Origin of the sequence: Maribellus maritimus (assembly GCF_022267315.1) — a bacterium.
Lineage (GTDB): Bacteria > Bacteroidota > Bacteroidia > Bacteroidales > Prolixibacteraceae > Draconibacterium > Draconibacterium maritimum.
In genome coordinates, this window is record NZ_JAIKLE010000069.1 from 1 (window position 1) to 12,805 (window position 12,805).

Annotated in this window: 17 protein-coding genes; 9 read left to right on the forward strand and 8 right to left on the reverse strand. The window is 36.9% G+C overall.

Annotated elements, in window-relative coordinates; genetic code table 11:
* Nucleotides 1-17 precede the first annotated feature (17 nt).
* Nucleotides 18-671 carry an MTAP family purine nucleoside phosphorylase gene (locus K5G00_RS28055; RefSeq protein ID WP_238769809.1) on the reverse strand — a complete coding sequence of 218 codons (654 nt, stop codon included), beginning with the start codon at nt 669-671 and terminating at the stop codon, nt 18-20.
* A gap of 1 nt (nt 672) precedes the next feature.
* Nucleotides 673-1,773, reverse strand: a complete 1,101-nt coding sequence (gene mtnA / locus K5G00_RS28060) for an S-methyl-5-thioribose-1-phosphate isomerase (protein WP_238769810.1) — start codon at nt 1,771-1,773, stop codon at nt 673-675.
* Nucleotides 1,774-1,822: 49 nt separating this feature from the next.
* Here mtnA and K5G00_RS28065 point away from each other — a divergent pair, with 49 nt between their 5' ends.
* The gene (locus K5G00_RS28065; protein ID WP_238769811.1) at nt 1,823-2,470 is read left to right on the forward strand and encodes an HAD family hydrolase; all 648 of its coding nucleotides are present in this window, start codon (nt 1,823-1,825) and stop codon (nt 2,468-2,470) included.
* Here the strand turns inward: K5G00_RS28065 and K5G00_RS28070 are convergent.
* The 3 genes from K5G00_RS28070 to K5G00_RS28080 are packed head-to-tail and all read right to left on the reverse strand — an operon-like array spanning nt 2,454 to nt 5,418.
* Nucleotides 2,454-3,779, reverse strand: coding sequence for a peptidylprolyl isomerase (locus tag K5G00_RS28070; RefSeq protein ID WP_238769812.1), 1,326 nt, complete (start codon nt 3,777-3,779; stop codon nt 2,454-2,456). The two genes, K5G00_RS28065 and K5G00_RS28070, sit on opposite strands and share 17 nt — an antisense overlap.
* A 1-nt stretch (nt 3,780) precedes the next feature.
* A complete protein-coding gene (locus tag K5G00_RS28075; protein WP_394800888.1) occupies nt 3,781-4,590 on the reverse strand; it encodes a peptidylprolyl isomerase in 810 nt (269 codons plus the stop codon).
* A 3-nt stretch (nt 4,591-4,593) separates the two neighbouring features.
* Nucleotides 4,594-5,418: a peptidylprolyl isomerase gene (locus K5G00_RS28080; protein WP_238769814.1), complete on the reverse strand. Its 825-nt coding sequence runs from the start codon at nt 5,416-5,418 to the stop codon at nt 4,594-4,596.
* Nucleotides 5,419-5,477: 59 nt separating this feature from the next.
* Here K5G00_RS28080 and K5G00_RS28085 point away from each other — a divergent pair, with 59 nt between their 5' ends.
* From K5G00_RS28085 to K5G00_RS28120, 8 genes are all read left to right on the forward strand, one after another.
* A complete protein-coding gene (locus K5G00_RS28085; protein ID WP_238769815.1) occupies nt 5,478-6,389 on the forward strand; it encodes a hypothetical protein in 912 nt (303 codons plus the stop codon).
* A complete protein-coding gene (locus K5G00_RS28090) occupies nt 6,389-6,934 on the forward strand; it encodes a GNAT family N-acetyltransferase (RefSeq protein WP_238769816.1) in 546 nt (181 codons plus the stop codon). The genes K5G00_RS28085 and K5G00_RS28090 overlap by 1 nt, the downstream gene beginning before the upstream one ends.
* 161 nt (nt 6,935-7,095) lie before the next feature.
* Nucleotides 7,096-7,332 (forward strand): acyl carrier protein, encoded by a 237-nt coding sequence (locus K5G00_RS28095; protein ID WP_238769817.1) that lies wholly within the window; start codon nt 7,096-7,098, stop codon nt 7,330-7,332.
* Nucleotides 7,333-7,497: 165 nt separating this feature from the next.
* Complete coding sequence (locus tag K5G00_RS28100) at nt 7,498-8,340, forward strand: mechanosensitive ion channel family protein (protein ID WP_238769818.1); 843 nt, start codon at nt 7,498-7,500, stop codon at nt 8,338-8,340.
* 81 nt (nt 8,341-8,421) lie between these two features.
* On the forward strand, nt 8,422-9,387 hold the full coding sequence (locus K5G00_RS28105; RefSeq protein ID WP_238769819.1) for a mechanosensitive ion channel family protein: 966 nt from the start codon (nt 8,422-8,424) through the stop codon (nt 9,385-9,387).
* Nucleotides 9,384-9,806: a nucleoside 2-deoxyribosyltransferase gene (locus K5G00_RS28110; RefSeq protein WP_238769820.1), complete on the forward strand. Its 423-nt coding sequence runs from the start codon at nt 9,384-9,386 to the stop codon at nt 9,804-9,806. Before K5G00_RS28105 ends, K5G00_RS28110 begins: the two co-directional genes overlap by 4 nt.
* A gap of 93 nt (nt 9,807-9,899) precedes the next feature.
* On the forward strand, nt 9,900-10,229 hold the full coding sequence (locus K5G00_RS28115; RefSeq protein ID WP_238769821.1) for a hypothetical protein: 330 nt from the start codon (nt 9,900-9,902) through the stop codon (nt 10,227-10,229).
* A gap of 183 nt (nt 10,230-10,412) precedes the next feature.
* Nucleotides 10,413-10,820: a hypothetical protein gene (locus K5G00_RS28120; protein WP_238769822.1), complete on the forward strand. Its 408-nt coding sequence runs from the start codon at nt 10,413-10,415 to the stop codon at nt 10,818-10,820.
* A gap of 97 nt (nt 10,821-10,917) precedes the next feature.
* Here K5G00_RS28120 and K5G00_RS28125 read toward each other — a convergent pair whose 3' ends face one another.
* From K5G00_RS28125 to K5G00_RS28135, 3 genes are all read right to left on the reverse strand, one after another.
* The gene (locus K5G00_RS28125) at nt 10,918-11,265 is read right to left on the reverse strand and encodes a heavy-metal-associated domain-containing protein (protein ID WP_238769823.1); all 348 of its coding nucleotides are present in this window, start codon (nt 11,263-11,265) and stop codon (nt 10,918-10,920) included.
* A gap of 100 nt (nt 11,266-11,365) precedes the next feature.
* Entirely contained in the window at nt 11,366-11,683 is a 318-nt protein-coding gene (locus K5G00_RS28130) for a heavy-metal-associated domain-containing protein (RefSeq protein WP_238769824.1), read from the reverse strand.
* A gap of 274 nt (nt 11,684-11,957) precedes the next feature.
* The gene (locus tag K5G00_RS28135) at nt 11,958-12,296 is read right to left on the reverse strand and encodes a heavy-metal-associated domain-containing protein (protein WP_238769825.1); all 339 of its coding nucleotides are present in this window, start codon (nt 12,294-12,296) and stop codon (nt 11,958-11,960) included.
* Between the last annotated feature and the right edge of the window lie 509 nt (nt 12,297-12,805).

Sequence of the window (12,805 nt, forward strand, 5' to 3'; positions counted from 1 at the left end):
TGACAACACCCTTATCCTCACTTTTCATGGGTAAGGGGTTTTGTGTTCAAAAATCGATAAATCAGACAATATCCGTGGTTTTCGTTATATACAATACATTCAGGAGCGACAGACATATTTATAACATCAGCTCCCCACATTCTGAACATCTTCGATTCTGCACGGGTTGAAAATCTTGGTCCTTCTATCGAAATGGTTGTTCCTTTTGGGTGATAACTTAACTTTAATTCTTTTGCCGCATTTATTAAACGGTTTCTCAAGTCGTTGTTAAACGGATCTGCCATTGGCGTGTGTTTTAGTTCTCCTTTTTCAAACGAATCGAAAAAAGTAGTTTTGCGAAAACGGGTAAAATCGATAAACTGATCGAGGATGACCAAATCACCTCTTTTTATTTCGTCACGCAAACTACCGCAGGCCGAAGTTGCAATTATGTGAGTAAAACCTAACTCGCGGATGGCCCAAATATTTGCCCGGTTATTTACGAAGGTGGGTGTAATGGAATGGTCTCTTCCGTGCCGTGATAAAATACCGACGTCAGCACCGTTTATTTCGCCGGTTTTGAATGAAGATGAAGGTTCTCCGTAAGGAGTTGCAATTTTTACTTCATTTGGATTTTTCAGAATGGAAGGATCTTCAAGGCCCGAGCCTCCGATGATGGCGATTTTTGTCATATTATTGTTTTTCAGGAAATAACGATTTTATACTTTGTTTATTTGCTTTGCAAATTCCGCGTTCGGTAATTAGTCCGCTTACCAGGCGGGCAGGTGTTACATCAAACCCGTAGTTGGCAACGTTACTTTTTTGAGGAATTAGTCTTACTGTTTTTATCTTCGATTTGCTTACACCTTCAATTTCCGCAACTTCTTCTGCGCCGCGTTCTTCAATAGGAATTTCTGTTAATCCGTCTTCAATATTCCAGTCGATGGTGGAGGAGGGAAGGGCCACGTAAAAAGGAACATTGTTGTCGTTTGCGGCCAGTGCTTTTAGATAGGTGCCTATTTTATTGGCCACATCTCCGCCAATGGTTGTGCGGTCGCTGCCTACAATCACCAGATCCACTTTCCCGTGTTGCATTAGATGCCCGCCGGTATTATCGGCAATAACAGTGTGCGGAACACCTTCCTCCGAAAGTTCGAATGCTGTTAAACGCGCCCCCTGATTTCTTGGTCGCGTTTCATCTACCCACACATGAACGGGAATCCCTTTGAGGTGAGCTTTATAAATGGGGGCAGTTGCGGTTCCCCAGTCAATACAAGCCAGCCAGCCGGCATTACAATGCGTCAGGATATTTACTGGTGTACCTTTTTTGTTAAAAATTTTTTGAATGAGTTCTAATCCAAATTCACCTATTTTTTCACTAAAAAGGATTTCCTGTGTTTTCAGAAAATGAACTTTCTCCAGCGTTTTTTTTATGATTTGTGAAGAATTTTTTTCTTTTAGAATAAATCCGAGGATTTCGTCCACTGCAAAAGCCAGATTTACAGCTGTTGGTCGGGCTGACTTTAACAATTTAGCTTTTTCTTTTACATTGTTTTCAAAATTTTTCTTTTCTGTTTCAAACAAAGCAAGATACATTCCGTAGGCAGCAGTAATTCCTATTAGCGGGGCGCCGCGTACAACCATCTCCCGAATGGCAAAAAAAACATCTGAAACAGATTTTAAATCCATGATTTCAAAAGAGAAAGGCAATTTTCTTTGGTCGATTACCTGAACAATTTGCGGATCATTCTCTTTTAACCATATAGTATGATATTGTTTACTTTTTATTTTCACAAAACTGTTTTTTAATATTTATATTCGCAAAACCTTAAAGAATACAATTATGAATCCCGACCTTACAAATATAAAAAACATCATTTTTGATTTAGGAAACGTATTGCTGAATCTTGATTTTGATGCTTCAATTGAGGCCTTTCAAAAAATAGGATTAAATGATGAAGTTATCAATCGAAAGCATGCATATTCGGATCCTGTTTTTTATGCGCTGGAAGTTGGAAAAGTCACCACCGAAGAATTTAGTAATCAGGTTCGTCGTGTTATTAATAATCCGCTTGCAACCAACAAACAGATTGAAGATGCCTGGTATGCGATGATTAAGGAAATTCCGGCAAATCGTGTGAAAGTAGTTCAGGAGTTAAATAAAAGTTTTAATGTTTATCTTTTTAGCAATACCAACGAAATTCATATTCGGAGGCTGCACAAGGAATTTAAGGACCAACATGGTATTGATTTTCCCTCACTTTTTACAAAAGATTTTTATTCGCATGAAATTCAGGATAGGAAACCGGATTTGGAATCATTTAAAAAGGTGATTGAACTATCAGGAGTTAACCCTGGAGAAACCCTCTTTGTAGATGATTTGGAACCCAACATTTTAAGTGCGCAAAAGGCAGGGTTACAAACGCTGTGGCTGAAAAAAGGTATGGAAATGGCTGAAATTTTTGGAGAAACGGTTACTTCAGAATCCTGATATTTTTCAGCCTGATATCTTCCACCGGGCGCCAGTTAGTGTCGGTTTTTACTTTTACGATTTTATCTACCACTTCCATTCCCGAGGTTACTTCGCCAAAAATAGTGTAGCTGCCATCGAGATGTGGAGCGCCGCCAATGGTTTTATAAATTCTTCGTTGTTCGGCGGTAAATTTAATTTTGTTTTGCTTTTCTAACTCATCAAGTTCTTCGTCAATATATTTCCGGCCGGAAACGATGTAAAACTGCGAACCCTCGGAGCGCCTCCGCTGGTTTTGGGTATCAGGTTTTCTTGGAGAGCCAATCATTCCTCGCTGATGATACAAGCCGGGAACAATGTTCGCCGGGAGTGTATAACCCGGTCCTTTGTAACCCACAGAGTTTCCTTTTTTGGCGTACCTGCTGTCGGCAGCTCCGCTCTGAATGCCAAAATCAGCAATTACACGATGGATAAGCAGGCTGTCGAAAAAGTGTTCTTTTGCGAGTTTTATAAAATTGTCACGGTACACGGGTGTTTCGTTAAAAAGCCGAATGGTAATATCACCCATGTCGGTTTCCAGTACCAGTCCTTTGATTTTCATGTTTTCCGCAGCAATTTCTTTATTTGAATGCGACCGTAATGATTCCAAAGTTACAGGCGCATTTTTATTTTTTAGCAAGTTAGCAATATATGTTGACGGAATAACAAAGCTTTGCATCTCAAAGTTATCCACTGCGGCAAATGCAATTCCAATTGCCTTATGGTTGGAAACAAAAATTGGCGTGCCAAAAATCGATTTTCGTATCCGGTTGGTAATCCTGTATACATTAGAACCTTGCAAGGTGGTGAGGTTTAATACTTTCCCGGTGAAGAGATGAAGTGTTTTTCCGGAGTTTGAAGAAATATAAAGCGTTTTTGCTGAATTGGGTACATTTCCTCCAAAAAGTTCGATGGGGTTTCGTTTGAGGCTGTCAATTTTCAAAATAATTATATCGTTAATTCTGTCAACAGCAACATATTTGTCAGCCAGGTACTTTTTGTCTTCGTCAAAGGGACTAACCCATACTTTATTGGCCTGATTAACCAAAGAGTATTTTGTTGCAATTAAATCTTCAGCGATAAAAAATCCTTGTCCTGATTCTAAGATTCTGTTTTCGTCGTAAGTATCAATATTTACCACTGAATACAAAATTTTCTTCCAGACTGCATCTTCGTTGTTTTCAATCTGAGTCTGTTTTTGAGGCTCCGGTTTGTCGGCAGTTTTTTTCTTTTGTGAGTTGCAGGAAAGCAATATCAGTAAAATAAAAAGGGATGTGACAAGATTTTTCATATTATTCGCTCAGTACTCTAACTGTTATTTTAACATCGGTAAACGGGCGGTTATTTTTATCAGTTTTTAATGCCGAAATTTTATCGATGGTTTCAAATCCCGAAATACATTCGCCAAAAACTGTGTACTTTCCATCCAAATCGGGATAGCCTCCAACAGTTGTATAGGCTTTTCTTTGTTCTTCTGAAAATTCCAGAACATCAGTATCAAGGTTATATTCTGTTTCGATGTTCTTTTTTATATCGGCAGCAATTTTTCTGAACTCGTCAACTTTTTTTTCTTCTTTTAATTGTTTGAGTCTTTCTCGCACTTCCGGGTTCATGTATTGCTGTACAATTTTGTTTCTTATTGGCCTATTGACAGCCATTTCCATAGTATCCAGTTCGCCCTCGGTATGAACCCTGCCTTTGATGATAAAAAATTGCGAAATGTCAGACTGTTTGTAGGGATTAACTTCGTCGGGTTGACGCGGTGCGCACAAAGCTCCCTTTTTATGAAAATGATTTGAAAGAATTTCGTCATCAACAGTTTTATCAGGGTCTCCGTAGCCTATCCGTTTCCCGGGAGAAGCATTTTTTGAGCTTTTTGAACCACCCTGGATGAGAAAATCCTGAATTACCCGGTAGAAAAGAGTTTCATTGTAATATCCTTCTTTGGCCAGTTCAATAAAAGCATCGCGGTGTTTTGGGGTATCGTCGTATAGTTTAAACTTCATGCTCCCCATATTTGTGGATATCTCCACAATTTTTGCCTGACTGTAACTTTGAAATGAATAAATGAAAAAAACAATGAATATTAAAACTCGTACCATAATTTATTTTACCAATTCCATCTCCATTTTTATATCTGTTAAAGGTCTGTTGTTCTTGTCGGTTTCAACTGCAGCAATTTTGTCAAGTACATCCAATCCTTCCACAACCTCGCCAAAAACAGTGTATTCTCCATCCAACGAAGGATATCCTCCGATAGTTGTATAAGCTTCGCGCTGGGCATCAGTAAATTTAAATTTTTCAGCCGAAGCCTCAAAAATACTGTCAGCCTCTTCTCTTATTTCAGCAACTCTTATATTAAAACCTTCCGGGTTATTGTCCGCTCTGTATTTTTGCAACTCATCGTTAGCAGCTTCAAAACATTTTTTCAGAATTTCGTTTTTTTGTTTTCCCGAAATCATCATTTCCATGGTATCCAACTTCCCGGGAGTAAAAATTTCGCCATGCACAATATAAAATTGCGAGCCGCTGGATTGCTTTTCAGGATTTGAAGGTCCACCTCTCCTTGCTGCTGCCAGAGCACCTTTTTTGTGAGAATATTTTTCGGGTAAAAACTCAGCATCAACTGTGTAGCCCGGTGAACCACCACCCAACCGTGCGCCTGCTTCTGCATTTTTTGACTCAGGATCTCCACCCTGAATCATAAAATGATTAATGACCCTGTGAAAAAGTAACCCGTTGTAAAAACCCTCGTTTGCCAGCTTTAGAAAATTTTCTTTATGCTTTGGAGTGTCACTATACAATTTAACTTTAATGTTACCAAAATCAGTTTTTATTAATACCAAATCATCTTCTTTTTTTGTGTCGTTGGCGCATGATAATAAAGAAATGATAAGAGTCACGGTTATAAATAGGAGGAATCGGTTCATTCTTCTAAATTTTACTTAATTTGAACAAAAATTTTAAAAACTGTTGTAAAGATAAAAAGATGAAGAAAATTTTGTCCATGCTCTTTCTTTTAATGTACTTCATTTCCTGCTCAACAGAAAGTAACAGTGTTTCCGAAAAGCCCGAAGACAAGAATAAAAAAACTGTTTTAAAGGTTGTCCCCCAGTCATTTATTGCTGAAATTCCCTTGCGGGTTGAAGAAAGTTCAGGTTTAGTTTTGTACAATAATCTTTTATGGACATTTAACGACAGCGGAGGTGAGAATAAACTTTTTGGGTTGGACTCTTCCGGTGAAATTAAAAGAGAAGTTGCGGTTGAGAATGCGATGAATGTTGATTGGGAAGACATTGCCCAGGATGACAAGCATATTTATATTGGAGATTTTGGGAATAACAATGGTGTAAGGAAAAATCTGAAGATATATAAAATAAAAAAGGGCGATATTGATTCAATGGATACAGTAGAAGCTGTAGAAATAAAATTTTCGTACAAGGAGCAGACCGATTTTAATTATCAGCCACTTAGCAATTCTTTTGATTGTGAGGCGATTACTGATTTTAATGGTGAGCTTATAATTTTCACAAAAGACTGGGTTAACGAAACGACATCGGTTTATAAAATACCAAAAACAGAGGGTGAGTATTTGTTAACTTTAACCGACACATTTAATGTAAACGGCTTGGTAACCGGGGCAGATATCAGTCCCGACCAAAAGACTTTGGCCATGGTAGGATACAAAGATTTTAAACCGATTGTATGGGTCTTTTCTGATATTACTGAGAATGGTTTTTTTGGAGGCACGGAAATTTATATGGAACTGGACGATATATTTTCAGCTCAAACGGAAGGTATCTGTTTTACAGGAAACGATTCACTACTGATTTCGTGTGAACGAACAGCTACATATGTTCAACAGATTTTTTTAATCGATTTAAAAACTATAAATAACTGATGGAAAGCCTTGTTGTAAGCGATCATGTTTGTTTGGAAGCATTAAAACTTTCAATGGCTCAGGATGTCTTTTCAGCCATCGACAAAAATCGGGATTATTTACGAACCTGGTTGCCATTTGTGGATTTTACGCTTGAGCTTTCCGACACGGTGTCATTTATTCAGAGCATAACCGTGCAGAATGAAAGCCGGAAAAAGGATGAAATTTTTGGCATTTTTGTTGATGGGAAATTTGGCGGTCTTATTGGTTTTAAAGATACTGACTGGATTAACCGAAAGACAGAAATTGGATATTGGCTGATAAAAGAGATGCAGGGGAAGGGGATTATTACTTCTTGTGTTAGGAAATTAATTTCTTACTCCTATCAAAAACTAAAACTCAACCGAATCCAAATAAAGGTGGCTGTTGGAAACACAAAAAGTGCAGCAATTCCAAGAAGGCTTGGCTTTCGGTTTGAAGGAATTGAGCGCGCAGGAGAGAAACATAACAATAAATTCTTCGATTTAGAAGTTTTTAGTTTGTTACGTTCTGATAACAAAGTGTAAGTGGCAGATTTTCTGATTTTTATCAGTTTTTTATATTAACCCAATGTAAAAACCGGTTAATTTCTGTTAAAGTAGTCTGCAATATGCTGATTATTTGTATATTTGACCCTTGAAGTCGTTTGTTCGATTTTTTATTTTTGTAGAAAGAAAACATGAAAAACATGGAAGATAAGTCAATTAGAAGAAATCTCTATCGAGTGCTTCGGAAAACCGGAGTACAGAAAAAAGACATCACTCTAAATGCATCTTTTGATGAAGACCTGAAATTTGACAATGTTGACTGGACGATTTTTACCTACTATCTGGAAGGGATTTTTAATATTTCGGTCAATGATCAGGAACTGGGAAATTTTGTTAATGTTAAGGACACACTACATTATTTAGGAAGAACAGCTTAACAAAAGCTGATAATTTAATTATTAAAAAGGTGGAAAGGGTGAATTTGAATTTGCCCTTTTTTATTTACTTCCTGCGCAAAAAAACACAGATATTACAAGCGAACAGAAGTAACTTTTACGAAATTTACTAACTTGTTATTTTGTTTTTAATTTTTATTTCCGGCTATGACAATCAAGGAATTTCTGAAGCTTCAAATTTGGAAGCATGGAGACATAATTATTACTGTTGACAGTATTGTAATCGTTTTAATAATTCTTTTATTCACCTTTGTCGGATTAAAAATAATTCGAAGCATTTTTAAAGGATTTATTGGCAGAAATGAGGAGGAACGCCGCTCATACTGGTCGATTTATCTGATACTCAGATATGTCATTTGGGTCATTGTAATTGTCTTACTTCTTGAGACATCGGGGGTAAAGGTTTCGGTTTTACTGGCCAGTATTACCGCTCTTTTGGTTGGGGTGGGTTTTGGTATCCAGCAGTTATTTAGTGACCTTGCATCAGGGCTTGTACTTCTTTTTGAGCGAAACCTGCAAATAAACGATATTATTCAGCTGGAAGATGGAACTGTTGGCAAGGTTATTCACATCGGATTGAGAACATCAAAATTAAAAACCCGGGAGGATATCATTCTGGTTGTACCAAATTCTCAGTTTGTAAATGATAAAATTATAAACTGGAGCCAGATGGATTATAACACCCGTTTTTCGGTTGAAGTGGGAGTTGCTTATGGTTCAGACACAAAGCTGGTGACAAAAATTTTGCTGGATTGTGCCCACGAAAACAAAAATATTTCGGCAAACCCAAAGCCTTTCGTCCGGTTTAATAACTTTGGTGATTCTGCGCTTGAGTTTCAGGTGTATTTTTGGGTAATGCAAACTTTTTGGGTAGAAAATATTAAAAGTGAATTGAGATATGCCATCGATGACGAGTTTCGAAAATACGGCGTTCAAATTCCGTTTCCTCAACGCGATGTGCATATTAAATCGAATCCGGGACAAAAATAATGTTGTTACTCAACAACCTTTCCTGTTAGCTGTTCGATTGATATGAAAAGTTTTTCTGTAACAACAAAAAAACAAAAAGAGATGCGCCATATTAAACGATTTATCCTGCCTGTATTTTTATTACTGGTATCAGTTTTTTTTAAATATTTTATTGGGAAATACGACTGGTTTAATGCGGATGATCTTGAAATTATTCAGACCTTAGGTTCGGTACTCTTAATCGTAAGTTTTGCCTGGTTGCTCATTGCAGGAATCAGAACATTTAAAAGAATCTTTGTTGAACATCTTGATCTTGAAAAAGAAGACAATCTCCGGTCGCGAAAATTTCAAACACAGTTCAATATACTGGAGAAAATTATTGTCTTTTTGGTCATAATTATTTCTATAGGGCTCATCCTGATGATGTTTGATGATGTAAAACGTTTGGGGATAAGTTTGTTTGCCTCTGCGGGAGTTGCAGGTATTATAATTGGTTTTGCTGCGCAACGAATTATTGCTGCTGTAATTGCCGGCTTTCAAATTGCAATAACACAACCAATCCGAATTGACGATGTTGTGATTATAGAGAACGAATGGGGCCGAATTGAGGAGATTACATTAACTTACGTCGTAGTAAAGATCTGGGATTTACGACGCCTGATTGTTCCAACTACTTACTTTTTTGAAAAACCTTTTCAGAATTGGACGCGCACCTCAGCTGAAATTTTGGGGACTGTTTTTGTTTACACCGATTACCATGTTTCGTTTGATGCCTTGCGAAAAGAGCTGACACGCCTTCTGGAAAGCACTCCTTTGTGGAATAAAAAAGTAAATGTACTTCAGGTTACCGATGCCAAAGAGTATGGCGTGGAAATTCGTGCATTGATGAGTGCCAAGGATTCGCCAACCGCCTGGGATTTACGGGTTTTTATTCGGGAAAAACTCATCGAATTTATTCAGAAAAATTACCCTGAAAGTTTGCCGCGCACAAGAGTTGTTGTGGAAGGAGGTGGAACAAATCCGACGGTTGCGAAAGAAATAATAAGTGAGGTTTCAAAAGGGAAATGATGAAAATTTATTTTGCCGGTTCTATTCGGGGCGGAAGAGAAGACGCTGCGTTGTATCTTGAGATAATAGAGTTTTTAAAAAATTATGGAGAGGTTTTAACTGAACATGTGGGAAATCCAACTCTCACAAGTATTGGCGATGACGGCCCTAGTGATCAATTTATTCATAACCGTGACGTGGATTGGCTTCAGTCGGCTGATGTTTTAGTTGCCGAAGTTACTATTGTTTCAATGGGAGTGGGCTACGAAATTGGACGAGCCATCGAAGCAGGCAAAAAAGTGTTGTGCTTGTTTCGTCAGGAGTCTGGAAGGAGTCTTTCAGCTATGATTTCCGGGTGCCCCGATTTGGAGATTAAAAAGTATACAACTATAACTGAAGCTCAAAGATGGGTTGACGATTATTTTAAAAGATACTTTTAACTTTTATTAATCGTTGGTTTAACTTCAATTAACGTAATCAGGGAACAACGGCGCATTTAAACCATTACCTTTAATTCCGGTAACAGAAAATTCATGAAAATATTATTGTCAATATTGGTTCTATTGGTTTTTGCTTTTCAAAGCGAGGCAGGAGAAGATATTGATAAAAAAAGGAAAATAGATGGGATTTCTATTTTTGATTCAGGGATTCAAAATTCTGTTTATTTAAAAACAGCTTTATGCGACGAACAGGACTTAAACGATTTTAACGGTCCCTACTTATTTTTTGAAAATGCTGCACCGGATATTCATTCACCAATATACAAGGTAAAAAACGTACCTGTTTTTTTATCGCTCTTTTTTACAGATTCGTTTCAATATTTGCTTATCGATCTCCCTCCTCCATCGTTTTCACAAGTCTGAGGTTTTATGGGGAATTTGCAGCTTAAAAACTACCGTCATCTTCTGGCTGGCAGTTCAGGGCGGCTCACTTTTCATAAACATCAATCGTAGAATGCTACGTAAAAGCAGAATTTCCTGTTTCAGGGAAATATTTCAAAAGCACATTCTGCAAAATATATTGTAAAATTTTAAAATCAGAATAATATGAAAACGATGATAAATAGTTTTGCTCCGGAACATAAATCAAACCTGGCGCGAATACAGTTTGGAAACCAGGAACTGTCTGACGAAATAAAGATTGTGGATTTTCTTGAAGAAACGCAACAAGGACAGTATGTTATTTCTTTATATTCAGAGTTGTTCTCGGGGAGCAGCATCAAAGTATTTATGCGTAATAGCAAGGTTGTTCTTTTTATAACAGAGTATGTTGAATCGGCCAATCCAACTGCGGTATATGTGAGCGACTGGCAGAATTTTTATCCGCAGTCGTATTCCAGAATGAGAAGTGTAAGTTTGGTTTTGCCCGGCGACAATTTCTTTTTGTTAAGGCATTTTCTTGTTCCTGAAAAATATTTATTAAAAATTTTACTGGGACAGCTTACTGAAAATTAGTTTTCGTTAAAATTGGGTAGCCCTCCACTCACGGGTTGCCCTTTTCTTTTTTAGAAATAGTATATTTTTTGCGCGAGGTTTATTCCAGTCATCAGCTCTATGCTCTGAAATCATCATCTTTATTCAACTCATCGCGATATTCGCAACATTTAGGTTTATCTCTGTAAAATTCTATTTTTCGTTTATAATTCAACGTATCATATCCCCCTTCAGAAATACTCTTTTCAATTTCGTTCTGGTTGGTTTTTATCGGATTAAAACATATTTCCACCAAATTGTATTTGTAGTTGCAATGGGCAAACACAGTACCCTCAATCGCAAGTATCAGTCTTTCAATGTACTTGCAACATCCCTTGCAAACCATTTTTACTTGTATCTGTACGGTTTTTTGTTTTGCCACTGAGCTTTTAGATTCACCTTTTGAACCATCTGATTTTTTATCCATTTTAATCATTTTAAATCATTTATAAATGTTGGTTTAAAAGGCTTTGTAGTTAAACAGGGCTGAATTAAGCAGCCCTGTTTTTTTCATTACAAAACGAGTCTTATTCGTATTTGCAACATGGAGGAAGCTCGTTATAAGCTTCTTCATTTGCTTTGTGGTTTGGCGTATCATTTCCTCTTTTTGCAATAGCTTTCTGGATGGTATCTACATCGGTTTTGGTATCATCGAAAACCACCTGTAAATCTTTACTTTCTCTATCCCAATCAACTATTGATACACCGGGAACTGAAAGCGCCGCTTTCTCTATGTGAATTTTACATTCATCACAATTGCCACCTTTTACTATAAACGTCTCGGTTTTGTTTTCGGCAAAAACCGTTAAAAAACTACCTATAAAAACAATTACTTTTGTTTTCATCACAATTAAGTTTAATAACACATTCAGTTTTCCTTTTTAAGTTAACCTGAATATTTGCTAATTATTGCTTCTGTTCGAAGTTAGCAGCAAATTGAATGTAAGGTAATCTGCTCTTTGTTAAATGTTTGAGTTTTGTGATAAAAATAAGAGGTATATCAATTTGATAAATTTGTTTTCAAAAAGATAACCTCTTTTGATTTTTGAGTTGGTTTTACTTTTACCTCTTAATTAAACAGTCTGCAATTGTTTGACGGTATAAATTAAGGGGCAGTTTTTACTCCTCTTTTTCATACTGGCAGCATTCCGGTAATGCCGAATAGGCTTCTTCAGGTGCTTTGTAATTGGGAGTGTCGTTTCCTGCCTGAGCGATGGCCATTTCGATACTGTCAAGGGTGGTTACTTCGTCGTCGAATACAACGGTGAGTTTTTTTGTTTCTACATCCCACTCAGCAGATGTTACTCCTTCAACTCCGGTGGTTGTGCTTTCAATATGTGTTTTACATTCTTCACAATCACCGCCTTTTACTTCAAACGTTTCTGTTTTTTCGGCAGCAAAAACTGTTACAACACTCAACATTAACAAGGTAACTAAACTTAAAACTTTTGTCTTCATAACTTTTTGAATTTTTAAATTAATAATTAATTGTTTCCAGTTCTAAATCACTTTTATTACTTGTGTTTTAGTTTGTTTTTGTATTTAAGACTTCGTTGTCTTTAATCCAAAGCAGGTGCCAGTAATTGGTTTTGATGTTAACATATTGATTTATTGGCCTTTGAATTTATTGAAGTGCTAAGAATCCCTATCATTTTGATAAGGAATTTTCAAAAGGATAAACTTTTGCGGGTTATTAAAGATCCTTTTATCCAAAGTGCAGCGAAAAAAGTATACTATTTTGTACGTTTGGATTTTTACTGCGTTAATACGGCTTAAATTATTCCCGGTGTGCAAGGTCATACCGGAAATTCTTAATTCAAAACTTCTACTGGTTTTTTATTTTCACCCGACTCAAACAATCCGGAAAGGAAATAATACCAATTTGAGTATATAGTGCCGCTGTATTATCTTTGAAGCATGGGAAGACAAAGCAAATTCAATATAAAAGAGGATTTAAAAGAACTTGA

What these genes read in the sequence shown, in the direction of transcription:
- K5G00_RS28055 (WP_238769809.1), bottom strand. Translation starts at nt 671, where the DNA reads ATGACAAAAATCGCCATCATCGGAGGCTCGGGCCTTGAAGATCCTTCC.
- K5G00_RS28065 (WP_238769811.1), top strand. Translation starts at nt 1,823, where the DNA reads ATGAATCCCGACCTTACAAATATAAAAAACATCATTTTTGATTTAGGA.
- K5G00_RS28070 (WP_238769812.1), bottom strand. Translation starts at nt 3,779, where the DNA reads ATGAAAAATCTTGTCACATCCCTTTTTATTTTACTGATATTGCTTTCC.
- K5G00_RS28075 (WP_394800888.1), bottom strand. Translation starts at nt 4,590, where the DNA reads ATGGTACGAGTTTTAATATTCATTGTTTTTTTCATTTATTCATTTCAA.
- K5G00_RS28080 (WP_238769814.1), bottom strand. Translation starts at nt 5,418, where the DNA reads ATGAACCGATTCCTCCTATTTATAACCGTGACTCTTATCATTTCTTTA.
- K5G00_RS28085 (WP_238769815.1), top strand. Translation starts at nt 5,478, where the DNA reads ATGAAGAAAATTTTGTCCATGCTCTTTCTTTTAATGTACTTCATTTCC.
- K5G00_RS28090 (WP_238769816.1), top strand. Translation starts at nt 6,389, where the DNA reads ATGGAAAGCCTTGTTGTAAGCGATCATGTTTGTTTGGAAGCATTAAAA.
- K5G00_RS28095 (WP_238769817.1), top strand. Translation starts at nt 7,096, where the DNA reads ATGGAAGATAAGTCAATTAGAAGAAATCTCTATCGAGTGCTTCGGAAA.
- K5G00_RS28100 (WP_238769818.1), top strand. Translation starts at nt 7,498, where the DNA reads ATGACAATCAAGGAATTTCTGAAGCTTCAAATTTGGAAGCATGGAGAC.
- K5G00_RS28105 (WP_238769819.1), top strand. Translation starts at nt 8,422, where the DNA reads ATGCGCCATATTAAACGATTTATCCTGCCTGTATTTTTATTACTGGTA.
- K5G00_RS28110 (WP_238769820.1), top strand. Translation starts at nt 9,384, where the DNA reads ATGATGAAAATTTATTTTGCCGGTTCTATTCGGGGCGGAAGAGAAGAC.
- K5G00_RS28115 (WP_238769821.1), top strand. Translation starts at nt 9,900, where the DNA reads ATGAAAATATTATTGTCAATATTGGTTCTATTGGTTTTTGCTTTTCAA.
- K5G00_RS28120 (WP_238769822.1), top strand. Translation starts at nt 10,413, where the DNA reads ATGAAAACGATGATAAATAGTTTTGCTCCGGAACATAAATCAAACCTG.
- K5G00_RS28125 (WP_238769823.1), bottom strand. Translation starts at nt 11,265, where the DNA reads ATGGATAAAAAATCAGATGGTTCAAAAGGTGAATCTAAAAGCTCAGTG.
- K5G00_RS28130 (WP_238769824.1), bottom strand. Translation starts at nt 11,683, where the DNA reads ATGAAAACAAAAGTAATTGTTTTTATAGGTAGTTTTTTAACGGTTTTT.
- K5G00_RS28135 (WP_238769825.1), bottom strand. Translation starts at nt 12,296, where the DNA reads ATGAAGACAAAAGTTTTAAGTTTAGTTACCTTGTTAATGTTGAGTGTT.